This is a genomic window from Kineococcus sp. NBC_00420 (assembly GCF_036021035.1).
Classification (GTDB): domain Bacteria; phylum Actinomycetota; class Actinomycetes; order Actinomycetales; family Kineococcaceae; genus Kineococcus.
Window position 1 is genome coordinate 3,695,517 of record NZ_CP107930.1, and the last position, 16,349, is coordinate 3,711,865.

Genomic DNA, 16,349 nt, shown 5'->3' on the forward strand with positions numbered 1-16,349 from the left:
ATGCCGCGCAAGGGCCCCGCACCCAAGCGTCCCCTCGTGGTGGACCCCGTCTACCAGTCTCCCCTGGTGACGCAGCTCGTGAACAAGATCCTCCTCGACGGGAAGAAGTCCGTCGCCGAGTCCATCGTCTACGGCGCGCTCGAGGGCGCCCGTGAGAAGACCGGTGGCGACCCCGTCGTCGTGCTGAAGCGCGCGCTGGACAACGTCAAGCCTGCGATCGAGGTCAAGTCCCGCCGCGTCGGTGGTTCGACCTACCAGGTGCCCATCGAGGTGCGCCCCACGCGTTCCACGACGCTGGCGCTGCGCTGGCTCGTGGGCTACTCGCGTCAGCGTCGCGAGAAGACGATGACCGAGCGTCTGCTCAACGAGATCCTGGACGCCTCGAACGGCCTCGGTGCCGCGGTGAAGCGTCGCGAGGACACCCACAAGATGGCCGAGTCGAACCGGGCCTTCGCGCACTACCGCTGGTGACCCCAGCGCCTGGCACGGTCGGTTCGTCCGACCGTGCCGGCCGACTCACCCCCTCGATCCCAGGGAAGAGGCAGTAAACCGTGGCACAGGACGTGCTGACGGACCTGACCAAGGTCCGCAACATCGGCATCATGGCTCACATCGACGCCGGCAAGACCACGACGACGGAGCGGATCCTCTTCTACACGGGGATCAACTACAAGATCGGCGAAGTGCACGACGGCGCGGCCACGATGGACTGGATGGCGCAGGAGCAGGAGCGGGGCATCACCATCACCTCCGCAGCCACCACCTGCTTCTGGGAGGGCACCCAGATCAACATCATCGACACCCCGGGCCACGTGGACTTCACGGTCGAGGTCGAGCGCTCGCTGCGCGTCCTCGACGGCGCGGTCGCCGTCTTCGACGGCAAGGAAGGTGTCGAACCGCAGTCCGAGACGGTGTGGCGGCAGGCGGACAAGTACGACGTCCCCCGCATCTGCTTCGTCAACAAGATGGACAAGCTGGGCGCCGACTTCTTCTTCACCGTCGACACCATCAAGGACCGCCTCGGTGCGGAACCCCTCGTGATGCAGCTCCCGATCGGTGCCGAGAACACGTTCTCCGGCATGATCGACCTCGTCTACATGCGTGCCCTCACGTGGCACGGTGAGGTCCAGATCGGTGCGGACTACACCGTCGAGGAGATCCCGGCCGACCTGCAGGAGCAGGCCGAGGAGTACCACGCGAAGCTCGTCGAGCGCGTCGCGGAGACCGACGAGGCCCTCCTGGAGAAGTACCTCGGCGGCGAGGAGATCACGCCCGAGGAGATTAAGGCTGCGGTTCGCAAGCTGACGATCAACTCCGAGCTGTACCCGATCTTCTGCGGCTCCGCGTTCAAGAACAAGGGCGTGCAGCCCATGCTCGACGCGGTCATCGACTACCTGCCCTCGCCGCTCGACGTGAAGCCGATGGTGGGTCACAAGGTCGGCGACGAGTCCGTCGAGATCATCCGCAAGCCCGACGCGACGGAGCCGTTCTCGGCTCTGGCGTTCAAGGTCGCGGCACACCCCTTCTTCGGCAAGCTGACCTACGTCCGGGTGTACTCCGGCGTGGTCGCGGCCGGCTCCGCGGTCGTGAACTCGACCAAGGGGAAGAAGGAGCGCATCGGGAAGCTCTTCCAGATGCACTCCAACAAGGAGAACCCCGTGGACGAGGCCCGTGCGGGTCACATCTACGCGATGATCGGCCTGAAGGAGACGACGACCGGGGACACCCTCTCCGACGCCGCCCAGCAGGTCGTCCTCGAGTCGATGACCTTCCCGGAGCCCGTGATCTCGGTCGCCATCGAGCCGAAGACCAAGGGCGACCAGGAGAAGCTCGGTACCGCGATCCAGCGCCTGGCCGAAGAGGACCCGACCTTCCAGGTCGAGCTCGACCAGGAGACCGGTCAGACGATCATCAAGGGGATGGGCGAGCTCCACCTCGACATCCTCGTCGACCGGATGAAGCGCGAGTACAAGGTCGAGGCCAACGTCGGCAAGCCCCAGGTGGCTTACCGCGAGACCATCCGTCGGGCGGTCCTCAAGGAGGACTACGTCCACAAGAAGCAGACGGGTGGTTCGGGCCAGTACGCGAAGGTCCAGGTCTCGATCGAGCCGATGGACACCGCTGACGGCACGTTCTACGAGTTCGTGAACGCCGTCACCGGTGGCCGTGTCCCGCGTGAGTACATCCCCTCCGTGGACCAGGGCATCCAGGAAGCCATGCAGGAGGGTGTCGTCGCGGGTTACCCGCTCGTCGGCATCAAGGCCTCCCTCAACGACGGTGCGGCGCACGACGTCGACTCGTCGGAGATGGCCTTCAAGATCGCCGGCAAGATGGTTCTGCGCGAAGCTGTCCGCAAGGCGCAGCCCGTGCTCCTCGAGCCGGTCATGGCCGTCGAGGTGCGCACGCCCGCCGACTACATGGGCGAAGTCATCGGCGACCTGAACTCCCGCCGTGGGCAGATCGAGTCCATGGACGACGTCAGCGGGGCCAAGCTCGTCAAGGCCACCGTCCCGTTGTCGGAGATGTTCGGCTACGTCGGCGACCTCCGGTCCAAGACCCAGGGCCGCGCGGTCTACTCGATGCAGTTCTCCAACTACGCTGAAGTTCCGCGGAACGTGGCGGAAGAGATCGTCAAGAAGGTCCGCGGGGAATGACCCGCTCCTGACAGACCCGGGGGAGCGGTCCACCAGGACCGCTTCCCCACCCTGCACGACCCCTGGACCACCACCGCGTGGGCCAGTGACCAGCCAGGTCACCCACCCACCCGTTGACCGGGTCGGGAAGAAAACGATAGTCCGAGGAGGACCCCCAGTGGCGAAGGCGAAGTTCGAGCGGACCAAGCCGCACGTCAACATCGGCACGATTGGTCACATCGACCACGGGAAGACGACGTTGACCGCGGCGATCACCCGCGTGCTGCACGACAAGTTCCCGGAGCTGAACAAGGCCTCGGCGTTCGACCAGATCGACAAGGCCCCTGAGGAACGTCAGCGCGGCATCACGATCTCGATCGCACACGTCGAGTACCAGACCGAGGCGCGTCACTACGCCCACGTCGACTGCCCGGGTCACGCGGACTACATCAAGAACATGATCACGGGTGCGGCCCAGATGGACGGTGCGATCCTCGTGGTCGCGGCGACCGACGGCCCGATGCCGCAGACCAAGGAGCACGTCATCCTGGCCCGCCAGGTCGGCGTTCCCTACATCGTGGTCGCGCTGAACAAGGCCGACATGGTCGAGGACGAGGAACTCCTCGAGCTCGTCGAGATGGAGGTGCGTGAGCTCCTCACGTCCTACGAGTTCCCCGGTGACGACCTCCCCGTCGTCCGCGTCTCGGCGCTGAAGGCGCTCGAGGGCGACGCCGAGTGGGGCGAGAAGCTCATGGAGCTCATGGACGCGGTCGACACCGCGATCCCCGAGCCCGAGCGCGCCATCGACCAGCCGTTCCTGATGCCGATCGAAGACGTCTTCACGATCACCGGCCGCGGCACCGTCGTGACCGGGCGCATCGAGCGTGGCGTCCTGAACGTCAACCAGGAGGTCGAGGTCGTCGGCATCCGTCCGACGTCCGCCAAGACCACCGTGACCAGCATCGAGATGTTCAACAAGATGCTGGACAGCGGCCAGGCCGGCGACAACGCCGCCCTGCTCCTGCGTGGCCTCAAGCGTGACGACGTCGAGCGCGGCCAGGTCGTGGTCAAGCCCGGCAGCATCACGCCGCACACCGAGTTCGAGGGCCAGGCGTACATCCTGTCCAAGGACGAGGGTGGCCGTCACACGCCGTTCTACAACAACTACCGTCCGCAGTTCTACTTCCGGACGACCGACGTCACCGGCGTCGTCTCGCTGCCCGAGGGCACCGAGATGGTCATGCCCGGCGACAACACTGAGATGAAGGTCGACCTCATCCAGCCGATCGCCATGGAAGAGGGCCTGAAGTTCGCCATCCGTGAAGGTGGCCGCACCGTCGGCGCCGGCCGGGTCGTGAAGATCCTCAAGTGAGTTGATCCGTCGGGGGAGGTCCACCCTCTCCCGACGGGACGCTCCGCCAGACGGAGGGGCGGGTCCACTCGGACCCGCCCCTTCGTCGTGCAGCGCAACGCGTTGCAGACCACGCAGTAGCCACCACCGTTGCTGCCGCTGACTCGATTCGCCAACGGCCCCCTCCGTCTGGCAAACTGTCGGAGTTGCCGCGCCGCTGGTCCGCGCCTGGATCACGATTCCACCCGATCCGGGGACCGGACCAGGACCACGGAGCGTCAACCGCGAACGTCGAACGTCTCGTACGGGCGGCGGACGGTTCACCTGGACCTCCAGGGCAACCTGAACAGGACGACAGGACCAATCCGGGCAACCGGGAGACGGTGAAGATCGTGCGAAAGCGCGACACGCCCGACCTCGGGGGTCGGAGCACCAGCAGGTGCACCGCGCCGTGCGCGAGTCAGTAGCGGTACGAAGAGAGAGAGTCAGACGACGCCATGGCGGGACAGAAGATCCGCATCAGGCTCAAGGCCTACGACCACGAGGTCATCGACAGTTCGGCGCGCAAGATCGTCGACACGGTGACCCGGACGGGCGCCTCGGTCGCTGGGCCCGTGCCGCTGCCGACCGAGAAGAACGTCTACTGCGTCATCCGCTCGCCGCACAAGTACAAGGACAGCCGCGAGCACTTCGAGATGCGCACACACAAGCGCCTCATCGACATCATCGACCCCACGCCGAAGACCGTCGACTCGCTCATGCGACTCGACCTCCCGGCCGGTGTCGACATCGAGATCAAGCTCTGAGGGATTCCAACACCATGAGCGACAGGCAAGTGCGAGGGGTGCTCGGCACCAAGCTCGGCATGACGCAGCTGTGGGACGCGGACAACCGCATCGTCCCCGTGACCGTCGTCAAGGTCGAGCCCAACGTCGTCACCCAGATCCGCACCACTACCGACGACGGCTACGAAGCCGTCCAGCTGGCCACCACGGCCATCGCGCAGCGCAAGGCGAACAAGCCTGCTGCCGGCCACTTCGAGAAGGCCGGCGTCGCGCCGCGCCGTCACCTGGTGGAACTGCGCACGACGGACGCCGCGGAGTACTCCCTGGGACAGGAAGTCACCGCTGAGGCCTTCGCGGCCGGCGCCACCGTCGACGTGGTGGGCACCACCAAGGGCAAGGGCTTCGCCGGTGTCATGAAGCGTCACGGCTTCCACGGCGTCGGCGCCTCCCACGGTGCGCACCGCAACCACCGCAAGCCCGGGTCGATCGGCGGCTGCGCCACCCCGGGTCGCGTGTTCAAGGGCATGCGCATGGCCGGCCGCATGGGTGCGGCTCGCCAGACCACCCAGAACCTGACCGTGCAGGCCATCGACGTGGAGAAGGGTCTGCTGCTCATCACGGGCGCGATCCCCGGTCCCCGCGGCGGCCTCGTGCTCGTCAAGAGCGCGTCCAAGGCGCGCGTGAAGGAGGCCTGAGCCTGATGACAACCGAAACCGCTCAGACCGAGGCCATCACCGTCCCGCTGCGGACCGTCGACGGCGGCAGCAACGGCACCGTCGAACTCCCCGCGAAGGACTTCGGCCGCCAGGCGAACATCTCGCTGATCCACCAGGTCGTGACCGCGCAGCTCGCGGCGGCACGTCAGGGCACGCACTCGACGAAGCGTCGTGGCGAGGTCCGTGGTGGCGGCAAGAAGCCGTACAAGCAGAAGGGCACCGGCCGCGCCCGTCAGGGTTCGCTGCGCGCCCCCCAGTTCACCGGCGGCGGGATCGTCCACGGGCCCAAGCCCCGCGACTACTCCCAGCGCACCCCCAAGAAGATGAAGGCGGCCGCTCTGCGCGGTGCCCTCTCCGACCGGGTGCGTCACGACCGTCTGCACGTCGTCGAAGGCCTCGCCTCGGGTGACGCCCCCTCGACGAAGACCGCGCGGACGCTCATCGCCACGCTGTCGGGTCGCAAGAACGTGCTCGTCGTGCTCACCCGCGACGACGAGGTGGCGGTCAAGAGCCTCCGCAACCTCGACAACGTGCACGTCCTGCCCCAGGACCAGCTGAACACCTACGACGTCATGAAGAGCGACGACGTCGTCTTCACCCGCGCGGCGCTCGACGCCTTCGTCGCGGGGCCGCCGACGGGTCGCAGCGCGACCGCGGTGGCAGCGGAGTCGGAAGGGAGCACCCTGTGAGTGCCATCGGTGGAACCCAGAAGGACCCGCGCGACATCCTGCTCGCGCCGGTCGTCTCGGAGAAGAGCTACGCGCTCATCGACGAGGGGAAGTACACGTTCCTGGTCGACCCGGGCGCGAACAAGACCGAGATCAAGGTCGCGGTCGAACGCGTCTTCGGCGTCAAGGTCTCGTCGGTGAACACCGCGAACCGGCAGGGCAAGAGCCGGCGCACCCGGTACGGCACGGGTAAGCGCAAGGACACCAAGCGGGCCATCGTGACGTTGCGCGAGGGCACGATCGACATCTTCGGCGGCTCGGTCGCCTGAGCCTGCGGGCTCGCACGACTGCCGTAGACAACCTTCGAACCCGAGGAAACGCTGCAATGGGAATCCGCAAGTACAAGCCGACGACACCGGGCCGCCGCGGCTCGTCCGTCGCCGACTTCGTCGAGATCACGCGGAGCGAGCCTGAGAAGTCGCTCGTTCGCCCGCTGTCCAAGACCGGTGGTCGCAACTCGTCCGGCCGCATCACCACCCGCCACATCGGTGGTGGCCACAAGCGCGCCTACCGCGTGATCGACTTCCGTCGTCACGACAAGGACGGCGTGCCGGCCAAGGTCGCGCACATCGAGTACGACCCGAACCGCACCGCGCGCATCGCGCTGCTCCACTACGTGGACGGTGAGAAGCGTTACATCATCGCGCCGGCCAAGCTCAAGCAGGGCGACCGGATCGAGAACGGCCCCGAGGCCGACATCAAGCCCGGCAACAACCTGCCGCTGCGCAACATCCCCGTCGGTACGGTGATCCACGCGATCGAGATCCGTCCCGGTGGGGGAGCGAAGATCGCCCGTTCCGCAGGCGCCAGCGTTCAGCTGGTCGCCCGCGAGGGCCGCTTCGCCCAGCTGCGCATGCCGTCCGGTGAGATCCGGAACGTCGACGTCCGCTGCCGCGCCACCATCGGCGAGGTCGGCAACGCCGAGCAGTCCAACATCAACTGGGGCAAGGCCGGCCGCATGCGCTGGAAGGGCAAGCGCCCGACCGTCCGTGGTGTCGCCATGAACCCGATCGACCACCCCCACGGTGGTGGTGAGGGGAAGACGTCCGGTGGTCGTCACCCCGTCAGCCCGTGGGGTCAGCCTGAGGGCCGTACGCGGCGTCCGGGCAAGGAGAGCGACAAGCTCATCGTTCGTCGCCGCCGCACCGGCAAGAAGCGCTGATAGGGAGTTCAGGCCATGCCTCGCAGCTTGAAGAAGGGCCCGTTCGTCGACGACCACCTTCAGAAGAAGGTGGACGCTCAGAACGAGGCCGGTACGCACAACGTCATCCGGACCTGGTCCCGCCGTTCGGTCGTCACGCCGGACTTCCTGGGCCACACGTTCGCGGTGCACGACGGCCGCAAGCACACCCCCGTCTTCGTCACTGAGTCGATGGTGGGGCACAAGCTCGGCGAGTTCGCGCCCACGCGCACGTTCAAGGGCCACGAGAAGGACGACCGCAAGGGTCGTCGCCGCTGAGCCTCCCGGCTCCGCGAGACAACCTTTCGAGACCGAAACCAGGAAGCAGGACAAGGATGGAAGCCAAGGCGCAGACGCGGTACCTCCGCGTCACGCCCCAGAAGGCGCGCCGAGTCGTCGACCTCGTCCGGGGCAAGCAGGCCACTGAGGCCGTCGCTGTGCTCTCGTTCGCCCCGCAGTCCGCGGCGGAACCCGTTCGCAAGCTCGTCGAGAGCGCCATGGCGAACGCGAAGTTCCACGCTGACAAGCACTCTGAGGCGTTCGACCCGGCCGAGTACGTCGTCAAGGCGATCCACGTCGACGAGGGCCCGACGATGAAGCGCTTCCGTCCCCGTGCCCAAGGGCGCGCGGGGCGCATCTTGAAGCGCACCAGCCACATCACCGTGGTCGTCGCACCCGCCGTCAAGGGCGCCAAGAAGACGAGGAGGACCCGCTGATGGGACAGAAGGTCAACCCGTTCGGGTTCCGACTGGGCATCACCACCGATCACCGCAGCCGGTGGTTCGCCGACTCCACCAAGACTGGTCAGCGTTACGCCGACTACGTCAAGGAAGACGTCGCGATCCGCAAGCTCATGGCCAAGGGCATGGAGCGGGCCGGCATCTCCAAGGTGGAGATCGAGCGCACCCGTGACCGGGTCCGCGTCGACATCCACACCGCACGACCGGGCATCGTCATCGGTCGTCGTGGGGCGGAAGCCGACCGCATCCGGACCGAGCTGGAGAAGCTCACCGGCAAGCAGGTGCAGCTGAACATCCTCGAGGTGAAGAACCCCGAGACCGATGCTCAGCTCGTCGCCCAGGGTGTCGCCGAGCAGCTCGCCAGCCGCGTCTCGTTCCGTCGCGCCATGCGCAAGGGGATGCAGACCACGATGCGTTCCGGGGCCAAGGGCATCCGTGTCCAGTGCGCCGGTCGTCTCGGCGGCGCCGAGATGAGCCGTTCCGAGTTCTACCGCGAAGGCCGTGTGCCGCTGCACACCCTCCGCGCGAACATCGACTACGGCTTCTACGAGGCCCGCACCACCTTCGGCCGCATCGGCGTGAAGGTCTGGATCTACCACGGCGACATCACCAGCCGTGAGCTCGCCCAGTCGCAGGCCGCCAACCCGCGCGCCCCGCGTCGTGGCGAGCGCAGCGACCGCCCCGACCGTGGTGCGCGTCGTCCTCGTCCCACCAGCGACGCCCCCGCGGCGGAGGCGGCCCCGGCCGCTGCCGCAGCGCCGGCGACCACCGGATCGGAGGCCTGAGTCGTGCTCATTCCGCGCCGAGTCAAGCACCGCAAGCAGCACCACCCCACGCGGCGTGGTGCGGCCTCCGGCGGCACCCGGGTCACCTTCGGTGAGTACGGGATCATGGCCGTCGAGGGCGGTTACGTCACCAACCGGCAGATCGAGTCCGCTCGTATCGCCATCACCCGCCACATCCGTCGTGGCGGCAAGGTCTGGATCAACATCTACCCGGACCGGCCGCTGACGAAGAAGCCCGCCGAGACCCGCATGGGTTCCGGCAAGGGCTCGCCGGAGTGGTGGATCGCGAACATCAAGCCCGGACGGGTGATGTTCGAACTGTCCTTCCCGACCGAGAAGATCGCTACGGAGGCGCTGACGCGCGCCATCCACAAGCTCCCGGTCAAGTGCAAGATCGTGCGTCGCGAGGGTGGTGAATGATGGCCGTCGGGACGAAGGGCCTGGGCGCCGACGAGCTGCGTGAGTTCGAGGACGCGAAGCTGGTCGACGAGCTCAAGAAGGCCAAGGAAGAGCTGTTCAACCTGCGCTTCCAGTCGGCGACCGGTCAGCTGGAGAACAACTCCCGGCTGAAGGCCGTCAAGCGGGACATCTCCCGCATCTACACGACGATGCGCGAGCGCGAGCTCGGCATCACCGAGGCGCCGATCACGAAGGAGGCTGCGAAGTGAGCGAGCAGACCAGCGCCGCCAGCACCACCGATCGTGGCGACCGCAAGACGCGCCGCGGTTACGTCGTCAGCGACAAGATGCAGAAGACCGTCGTGGTCGAGGTCGAGGACCGCGTGAAGCACCCGCTCTACGCGAAGGTCATCCGCCGCACCACGAAGGTCAAGGCGCACGACGAGGTCGAGACGGCCGGTGTGGGCGACCTCGTCCTCATCGCCGAGACTCGTCCCACTTCGGCGACCAAGCGCTGGCGCGTCGTCGAGGTCCTCGAACGCGCGAAGTGATTCGCGCGCTCTCGAGCGCAGCGACTGACGTCGGGTGGGCCGCTGTCGCGGCCCACCCCCAGATTCCATGTCCGTTCGGCCAGGCTCGCCCCCTCAGCGGGTGGTCGAGAACCGGCGCGACGAAGGAGTAGAGAGTGATCCAGCAGGAGTCGCGGCTCAAGGTCGCCGACAACACGGGTGCCAAGGAGATCTTGTGCATCCGCGTGCTCGGTGGCTCCGGCCGCCGCTACGCCGGCATCGGTGACGTGATCGTGGCAACGGTCAAGGACGCCATCCCCGGTGGAAACGTCAAGAAGGGCGATGTGGTCAAGGCCGTCATCGTCCGTACCAAGAAGGAGCGTCGGCGCGCCGACGGTTCGTACATCCGATTCGACGAGAACGCTGCGGTGATCCTCCGCGCGGACGGCGACCCGCGTGGCACCCGAATCTTCGGGCCCGTCGGTCGTGAACTGCGCGAGAAGAAGTTCATGCGCATCATCTCGCTGGCGCCGGAGGTGCTCTGACCATGGGGAAGACCCGCATCAAGAAGGGTGACCTGGTCCAGGTCATCACCCGCGTTCGCGGTCGTCGCAACGAGGACGGGACCAAGACGTCCGACCTCGGCAAGCAGGGCAAGGTCCTGGACGTCAACGGGGAGACCCAGCGCGTCCTCGTCGAGGGTGTGAACCGCATCAAGCGTCACACCAAGGCTCGTCCGGGCACGGAGGGTGGCATCGTCGAGCGCGAGGCCCCCATCCACATCTCGAACGTGCAGCTCGTCGACCCGGAGACCAAGAAGCCGACCCGTGTGGGCATCCGCACGGAGCAGGTGGAACGCGACGGTCGCACCAAGACCAACCGCATCCGCGTCGCCAAGCGTTCCGGCAAGGACATCTGATGACCACGACGACTGAAACCCGTGCGTTGCCGCGTCTGAAGCAGCGCTACCGCGAAGAGATCAAGGGTCAGCTGCACGAGCAGTTCGCCTACCCGAACGTCATGCAGATCCCCGGCCTGGTCAAGGTCGTGGTGAACATGGGTGTCGGCGAGGCGGCTCGTGACTCCAAGCTCATCGACGGCGCTGTCCGCGACCTGACGGCCATCACCGGTCAGAAGCCGCAGGTCACCAAGGCCCGCAAGTCGATCGCGCAGTTCAAGCTGCGCGAGGGCATGCCGATCGGTTGCCACACCACGCTGCGGGGCGACCGCATGTGGGAGTTCCTCGACCGTCTGACGTCGCTGGCGCTCCCGCGCATCCGCGACTTCCGTGGTCTCTCGCCGAAGCAGTTCGACGGGAACGGCAACTACACCTTCGGTCTCAACGAGCAGTCCATGTTCCACGAGATCGACCAGGACAGGATCGACCGCGTCCGCGGTATGGACATCACGGTCGTGACGACGGCGAAGACCGACGACGAAGGCCGTGCGCTGCTGCGTGCTCTGGGCTTCCCGTTCAAGGAGAACTGACCGTGGCGAAGACCGCTCTGATCACCAAGGCCGCACGCAAGCCGAAGTTCAAGGTTCGTGGCTACACCCGTTGCCAGAAGTGCGGGCGTCCCCACGCCGTGTACAAGAAGTTCGGCCTGTGCCGAATCTGTGTGCGCGAGATGGCACACGCGGGCGAGCTGCCCGGTGTGACCAAGAGCAGCTGGTGAGTGGGATCGACCTGCTGGTGACTTCTGACATCATTTCGACGACGCCGAAGGTCCGGAGCGCACACCGCGCACCGGAAACCCCGGCGAGGAAGGGCGGACGAGCCCGATGACGATGACTGACCCCATCGCCGACATGTTGACGCGCTTGCGTAACGCCAACTCGGCGTACCACGACACCGTGTCCATGCCGTACAGCAAGCTGAAGTCGCACATCGCCGAGATCCTGCAGGCCGAGGGCTACATCGCCTCCTGGTCCGTGGAGGACGCCGAAGTCGGCAAGAAGCTGTCCATGGAGCTGAAGTTCGGCCCCAACCGCGAGCGTTCGATCGCCGGCCTGCGCCGTGTGAGCAAGCCCGGTCTCCGGGTGTACGCGAAGTCGACCAACCTGCCCCGCGTTCTGGGCGGCCTGGGCGTGGCGATCCTGTCCACCTCCTCGGGTCTCCTGACCGACAAGCAGGCCAACAAGAAGGGCGTGGGTGGGGAAGTCCTCGCCTACGTCTGGTGAGGGAGGAGGACTCATGTCGCGCATCGGTCGACTCCCGATCACCGTCCCCACGGGCGTGGACGTGACCATCGACGGCCTCGCCGTCACGGTCAAGGGCCCCAAGGGCGAGCTGAACCACACCATCGCGTCCCCGATCTCCGTCGAACGTGGCGAAGACGGCACGCTGCTGGTCAAGCGTCCGGACGACGAGCGCGTCTCGCGCTCGCTGCACGGACTCACCCGCACCCTGCTGGCCAACATGGTCGAGGGTGTGACGAAGGGCTACGAGAAGAAGCTCGAGATCGTCGGTACCGGTTACCGCGTGACGCCGAAGGGTTCGGACCTCGAGTTCGCCCTCGGCTTCAGCCACCCGGTCGTGGTGAAGGCTCCGGCCGGCATCACCTTCGCCGTCGAGAACAACACGCGCTTCTCCGTCGCCGGCATCGACAAGCAGCAGGTGGGCGAGATCGCCGCCAACATCCGCAAGCTGCGCAAGCCCGACCCCTACAAGGGCAAGGGCGTTCGCTACGCCGGCGAGCAGATCCGCCGCAAGGTCGGAAAGGCTGGTAAGTGACGATGGGTCTCTCCACTCAGCGCACCACGAAGGGCAAGGCGGCTTCGCTCAAGCGCCGTCACACCCGAGTGCGCAAGAAGGTCGTGGGCACCGCAGTGCGTCCGCGTCTCGTCGTCACCCGGTCCGCCCGGCACGTGTTCGTCCAGGTCATCGACGACGCACAGGGTCACACCCTCGCGTCGGCCTCGACCATGGAGACGGACCTGCGCGCGAGCAGCGACGACAAGTCGGCCAAGGCGAAGGCTGTCGGCGTCCTCGTCGGCGAGCGGGCCAAGGCGGCCGGCATCGAAGCCGTGGTCTTCGACCGCGGTGGGAACCGGTACGCGGGTCGAGTCGCGGCCATCGCCGACGGCGCCCGGGAAGCCGGGTTGGCCCTGTGACCCGAGCACTCGAAGAGATGAGGAACGTCTGATGCCTGGACCCCAGCGCCGAGGCGCCGGTGGCGCCGGTGCGGCCGGCGGCAACAACGACAACCGTGGTGGCGGCAGCGGCGACAACCGCGGCCGTCGCGACAACGCCGGTGGCGGTCGCGACCGCGGACAGGGTGGTGCGGGTGACCGCAGCAACTTCGTCGAGCGCGTCGTGACCATCAACCGCGTCGCCAAGGTCGTCAAGGGCGGCCGTCGCTTCAGCTTCACGGCCCTCGTGGTCGTGGGTGACGGCGACGGAACCGTCGGTGTCGGCTACGGCAAGGCCAAGGAGGTGCCCGCGGCGATCGCCAAGGGTGTCGAAGAGGCCAAGAAGAACTTCTTCCGCGTCCCGCGGATCCAGGGGACCATCCCGCACCCCATCCAGGGTGAGAAGGCGGCCGGCGTGGTCATGCTGCGCCCGGCTTCCCCGGGTACCGGCGTCATCGCCGGTGGTCCCGTCCGCGCGGTGCTCGAGTGCGCGGGTATCCACGACGTCCTGTCGAAGTCCCTCGGCAGCAGCAACGCCATCAACATCGTGCACGCGACGATCGAGGCCCTCCGTGGCCTCGAGCGTCCCGAGCAGGTGGCGGCGCGTCGTGGTCTGCCCGTCGAGCACGTCGCCCCGGTCGCGCTGCTGCGCGCCCAGGCTGCGGGGGTGACCTCCTGATGGCTCGTCTCAAGGTGACCCAGATCAACTCGGGCATCGGCCGCAAGCAGAACCAGCGCGAGACGCTGCGCAGCCTCGGCCTGCACAAGATCGGGCAGTCGGTCGTCAAGGACGACAAGCCCGAGTTCCGCGGGATGGTCAACACCGTCTCGCACCTCGTGACCGTGGAGGAGGTCGACTGATGGCCAACCAGGGTGAACACGTCCTGAAGCTGCACCACCTGCGTCCGGCTCCGGGTTCGAACACCGCCAAGACCCGTGTGGGTCGCGGTGAGGGCAGCAAGGGCAAGACCGCCGGTCGTGGGACCAAGGGCACCAAGGCTCGTTACTCGGTGCCCGAGGCCTTCGAGGGCGGCCAGATGCCCCTGCACATGCGCCTGCCGAAGCTGCGCGGGTTCAAGAACCCGTTCCGCGTCGAGTACCAGGTCGTCAACCTCGACAAGCTCGGCTCCCTCTTCCCCGAAGGCGGCACCATCGGTGTCGACGAGCTCGTCGCCAGTGGCGCGGTCCGCAAGGGCCAGCTCGTCAAGGTGCTGGGCACGGGGGAGATCTCCGTGGCTCTGCAGGTGACGGCAGACAAGTTCTCGACGTCGGCGGCCGAGAAGATCGCGGCTGCGGGCGGTTCCACCACCGTTCGCTGACCCAGCGACGACACAGCCCACGCGGCGGTAGCGACGAGTGATCGTCCGCTACCGCCGCGTGTGCGTTTGTGGCGGGGTAGGGTCCTCTGTGGGCTGCGTGCGTGCGACGTGTCGCACGTCCGGCCCAACCGTCCGATCTGTCAGTGACGAACCCGCCCTCCCCGCGCACCGCGGGGGAGTGCGGTGCAGGAGGTTGTAGTGCTCACCGCAATCGGTCGCGCCTTCCGGACGCCCGACCTGCGCCGCAAGCTGCTCTTCACGCTGGGGATCATCGTGCTGGTGCGGCTCGGCTCGTTCGTCCCGGCCCCAGGGGTCTCCTACAGCGCCGTCCAGTCGTGCATCAAGGCGTCGCAGTCGGGCAACGACCTGCTGGGCCTGGTGAACCTGTTCTCCGGCGGCGCGCTGCTGCAGCTGAGCATCTTCGCGCTCGGGATCATGCCGTACATCACAGCGAGCATCATCATCCAGCTGCTGACGGTGGTCATCCCGCGCTTCGAGGACCTCAAGAAGGAGGGCCAGCAGGGGACGACCAAGCTCACGCAGTACACGCGGTACCTGACGATCGGTCTCGCGGTCCTGCAGTCGACCACCTACGTGACCATCGCCAAGGACCCCTCGCGGCTCTTCGGCACGGCGTGCAACGCCCAGGTCCTCCCCGACCAGAGCGTCCAGACGATCGTGCTGATGGTCATGACCATGACCGCCGGCACCGGCCTGATCATGTGGATGGGTGAGCTCGTCACCGAGCGCGGCATCGGCAACGGCATGTCCCTGCTGATCTTCGCCCAGATCGCCGCGGGCTTCCCCTCCGCGCTCTGGGGCATCCAGAACCAGCAGGGCTGGGGCACCTTCGTCGCGGTCCTCGCGATCATCGTCGTGGTGGTCGCCCTCGTCGTGGCCGTCGAGCAGTCCCAGCGCCGGGTGCCCGTCCAGTACGCCAAACGGATGATCGGCCGCCGCATGTACGGGGGCACCTCGACCTACATCCCGCTCAAGGTCAACATGGCCGGCGTCATCCCGGTGATCTTCGCGTCGTCGCTGCTGTACCTGCCGGCGCTGGTGGGCCAGTTCAGCGACCCGAACGCGGGCTGGGTCATCTGGATCAACGACAACCTGACCAAGGGTGACCACCCGCTGTACATGGTCACGTACTTCCTGCTCATCATCTTCTTCGCGTACTTCTACGTCGCGATCACGTTCAACCCGGACGAGGTCGCCGAGAACATGCGCAAGTACGGCGGTTTCATCCCCGGGGTGCGCGCCGGACGGCCCACCGCCGAGTACCTGGACTACATCCTCACCCGCATCACCCTGCCAGGATCGCTGTACCTGGGACTGATCGCCCTGCTCCCGCTCATCGCTATCGTGCTCTTCAACGCCAGCACGAACCTGCCCTTCGGGGGCACGTCGATCCTGATCATCGTCGGGGTCGGGCTCGAGACGGTGAAGCAGATCGAGTCCCAGCTCCAACAGCGCAACTACGAAGGGTTCTTGCGATGACTCGTCTCGTCCTCCTCGGTCCGCCGGGTGCCGGCAAGGGCACCCAGGCCAAGCTCCTCTCCGCCCGCCTGGGGGTGCCGGCCATCTCCACCGGCGACATCTTCCGGACCCACGTCGCGGAGCAGACCGAACTGGGCAAGACCGTCCAGGAGTACCTGGACGCCGGCAAGTACGTGCCGGACACCGTGACCAACGCGATGGTCCACGACCGCCTCGAGCAGCCCGACGCCACCGAGGGCTTCATCCTCGACGGCTACCCCCGCACGACGGACCAGGTCCGCGAGCTCGACGAGATGCTCTCCGGGTTCGGCGTGAAGCTCGAGCACGTGCTCGAGATCACCGCGGACACCGACGAGCTCGTCCGTCGGCTGACGCACCGCGCGCTGGAGCAGGGGCGCAGCGACGACACCGAAGAGGTCGTCCGCACCCGCCAGCAGGTCTACCTGGACCAGACGGCGCCCCTCGTGAAGGTCTACTCCGACCGCGGGCTGCTGCGCAGCGTCGACGGCCTCGGCGGGATCGCCGAGGTCACCTCGCGCCTGGTCGCCGCCCTCGGCCTCCCGAACTGACGCG

General features: G+C 67.0%; 26 protein-coding genes. All 26 read left to right on the forward strand.

Features of this window, described 5'->3' with window-relative positions:
• Complete coding sequence (gene rpsG / locus OG218_RS18205; RefSeq protein WP_328294641.1) at nucleotides 1-471, forward strand: 30S ribosomal protein S7; 471 nt, start codon at nucleotides 1-3, stop codon at nucleotides 469-471.
• An 80-nt stretch (nucleotides 472-551) separates the two neighbouring features.
• Nucleotides 552-2,654: an elongation factor G gene (fusA, locus tag OG218_RS18210; protein ID WP_328294642.1), complete on the forward strand. Its 2,103-nt coding sequence runs from the start codon at nucleotides 552-554 to the stop codon at nucleotides 2,652-2,654.
• Nucleotides 2,655-2,811: 157 nt separating this feature from the next.
• Nucleotides 2,812-4,005, forward strand: a complete 1,194-nt coding sequence (tuf, locus tag OG218_RS18215) for an elongation factor Tu (RefSeq protein WP_328294643.1) — start codon at nucleotides 2,812-2,814, stop codon at nucleotides 4,003-4,005.
• A gap of 476 nt (nucleotides 4,006-4,481) precedes the next feature.
• Nucleotides 4,482-4,790, forward strand: a complete 309-nt coding sequence (gene rpsJ / locus OG218_RS18220; protein ID WP_012084982.1) for a 30S ribosomal protein S10 — start codon at nucleotides 4,482-4,484, stop codon at nucleotides 4,788-4,790.
• Between the two features lie 14 nt (nucleotides 4,791-4,804).
• Entirely contained in the window at nucleotides 4,805-5,464 is a 660-nt protein-coding gene (gene rplC, locus OG218_RS18225) for a 50S ribosomal protein L3 (RefSeq protein ID WP_328294644.1), read from the forward strand.
• 5 nt (nucleotides 5,465-5,469) lie between these two features.
• Nucleotides 5,470-6,174, forward strand: a complete 705-nt coding sequence (gene rplD, locus OG218_RS18230) for a 50S ribosomal protein L4 (RefSeq protein ID WP_328294645.1) — start codon at nucleotides 5,470-5,472, stop codon at nucleotides 6,172-6,174.
• Between the two features lie 5 nt (nucleotides 6,175-6,179).
• On the forward strand, nucleotides 6,180-6,482 hold the full coding sequence (gene rplW / locus OG218_RS18235; protein WP_328296261.1) for a 50S ribosomal protein L23: 303 nt from the start codon (nucleotides 6,180-6,182) through the stop codon (nucleotides 6,480-6,482).
• 56 nt (nucleotides 6,483-6,538) lie between these two features.
• A complete protein-coding gene (gene rplB / locus OG218_RS18240; RefSeq protein WP_328294646.1) occupies nucleotides 6,539-7,375 on the forward strand; it encodes a 50S ribosomal protein L2 in 837 nt (278 codons plus the stop codon).
• A 15-nt stretch (nucleotides 7,376-7,390) separates the two neighbouring features.
• The gene (gene rpsS / locus OG218_RS18245) at nucleotides 7,391-7,672 is read left to right on the forward strand and encodes a 30S ribosomal protein S19 (protein WP_012084977.1); all 282 of its coding nucleotides are present in this window, start codon (nucleotides 7,391-7,393) and stop codon (nucleotides 7,670-7,672) included.
• A 56-nt stretch (nucleotides 7,673-7,728) separates the two neighbouring features.
• Nucleotides 7,729-8,109, forward strand: a complete 381-nt coding sequence (gene rplV / locus OG218_RS18250) for a 50S ribosomal protein L22 (RefSeq protein WP_012084976.1) — start codon at nucleotides 7,729-7,731, stop codon at nucleotides 8,107-8,109.
• A complete protein-coding gene (gene rpsC, locus OG218_RS18255; RefSeq protein WP_328294647.1) occupies nucleotides 8,109-8,918 on the forward strand; it encodes a 30S ribosomal protein S3 in 810 nt (269 codons plus the stop codon). The genes rplV and rpsC overlap by 1 nt, the downstream gene beginning before the upstream one ends.
• A 3-nt stretch (nucleotides 8,919-8,921) precedes the next feature.
• A complete protein-coding gene (gene rplP / locus OG218_RS18260) occupies nucleotides 8,922-9,338 on the forward strand; it encodes a 50S ribosomal protein L16 (protein WP_328294648.1) in 417 nt (138 codons plus the stop codon).
• The gene (gene rpmC / locus OG218_RS18265) at nucleotides 9,338-9,586 is read left to right on the forward strand and encodes a 50S ribosomal protein L29 (protein ID WP_328294649.1); all 249 of its coding nucleotides are present in this window, start codon (nucleotides 9,338-9,340) and stop codon (nucleotides 9,584-9,586) included. The genes rplP and rpmC overlap by 1 nt, the downstream gene beginning before the upstream one ends.
• Nucleotides 9,583-9,867, forward strand: coding sequence for a 30S ribosomal protein S17 (rpsQ, locus tag OG218_RS18270; RefSeq protein ID WP_328294650.1), 285 nt, complete (start codon nucleotides 9,583-9,585; stop codon nucleotides 9,865-9,867). Before rpmC ends, rpsQ begins: the two co-directional genes overlap by 4 nt.
• Nucleotides 9,868-10,001: 134 nt before the next feature.
• The gene (gene rplN / locus OG218_RS18275) at nucleotides 10,002-10,370 is read left to right on the forward strand and encodes a 50S ribosomal protein L14 (RefSeq protein ID WP_012084971.1); all 369 of its coding nucleotides are present in this window, start codon (nucleotides 10,002-10,004) and stop codon (nucleotides 10,368-10,370) included.
• 2 nt (nucleotides 10,371-10,372) lie between these two features.
• Complete coding sequence (gene rplX / locus OG218_RS18280) at nucleotides 10,373-10,744, forward strand: 50S ribosomal protein L24 (protein WP_328294651.1); 372 nt, start codon at nucleotides 10,373-10,375, stop codon at nucleotides 10,742-10,744.
• Nucleotides 10,744-11,313 (forward strand): 50S ribosomal protein L5, encoded by a 570-nt coding sequence (rplE, locus tag OG218_RS18285; protein ID WP_328294652.1) that lies wholly within the window; start codon nucleotides 10,744-10,746, stop codon nucleotides 11,311-11,313. Before rplX ends, rplE begins: the two co-directional genes overlap by 1 nt.
• A gap of 2 nt (nucleotides 11,314-11,315) precedes the next feature.
• On the forward strand, nucleotides 11,316-11,501 hold the full coding sequence (locus tag OG218_RS18290) for a type Z 30S ribosomal protein S14 (protein WP_328294653.1): 186 nt from the start codon (nucleotides 11,316-11,318) through the stop codon (nucleotides 11,499-11,501).
• 106 nt (nucleotides 11,502-11,607) lie between these two features.
• Nucleotides 11,608-12,006, forward strand: a complete 399-nt coding sequence (gene rpsH / locus OG218_RS18295) for a 30S ribosomal protein S8 (RefSeq protein WP_328294654.1) — start codon at nucleotides 11,608-11,610, stop codon at nucleotides 12,004-12,006.
• 13 nt (nucleotides 12,007-12,019) lie between these two features.
• On the forward strand, nucleotides 12,020-12,559 hold the full coding sequence (gene rplF, locus OG218_RS18300; RefSeq protein ID WP_328294655.1) for a 50S ribosomal protein L6: 540 nt from the start codon (nucleotides 12,020-12,022) through the stop codon (nucleotides 12,557-12,559).
• Between the two features lie 2 nt (nucleotides 12,560-12,561).
• Complete coding sequence (gene rplR, locus OG218_RS18305) at nucleotides 12,562-12,939, forward strand: 50S ribosomal protein L18 (RefSeq protein WP_328294656.1); 378 nt, start codon at nucleotides 12,562-12,564, stop codon at nucleotides 12,937-12,939.
• A gap of 31 nt (nucleotides 12,940-12,970) precedes the next feature.
• A complete protein-coding gene (gene rpsE, locus OG218_RS18310) occupies nucleotides 12,971-13,636 on the forward strand; it encodes a 30S ribosomal protein S5 (RefSeq protein ID WP_380158426.1) in 666 nt (221 codons plus the stop codon).
• Nucleotides 13,636-13,818 carry a 50S ribosomal protein L30 gene (gene rpmD, locus OG218_RS18315; protein WP_012084962.1) on the forward strand — a complete coding sequence of 61 codons (183 nt, stop codon included), beginning with the start codon at nucleotides 13,636-13,638 and terminating at the stop codon, nucleotides 13,816-13,818. The genes rpsE and rpmD overlap by 1 nt, the downstream gene beginning before the upstream one ends.
• Nucleotides 13,818-14,276, forward strand: a complete 459-nt coding sequence (gene rplO, locus OG218_RS18320) for a 50S ribosomal protein L15 (RefSeq protein WP_380158424.1) — start codon at nucleotides 13,818-13,820, stop codon at nucleotides 14,274-14,276. The genes rpmD and rplO overlap by 1 nt, the downstream gene beginning before the upstream one ends.
• Before the next feature lie 198 nt (nucleotides 14,277-14,474).
• Entirely contained in the window at nucleotides 14,475-15,776 is a 1,302-nt protein-coding gene (gene secY / locus OG218_RS18325; protein ID WP_328294657.1) for a preprotein translocase subunit SecY, read from the forward strand.
• Complete coding sequence (locus OG218_RS18330) at nucleotides 15,773-16,345, forward strand: adenylate kinase (protein ID WP_328294658.1); 573 nt, start codon at nucleotides 15,773-15,775, stop codon at nucleotides 16,343-16,345. Before secY ends, OG218_RS18330 begins: the two co-directional genes overlap by 4 nt.
• Nucleotides 16,346-16,349: the final 4 nt, after the last annotated feature.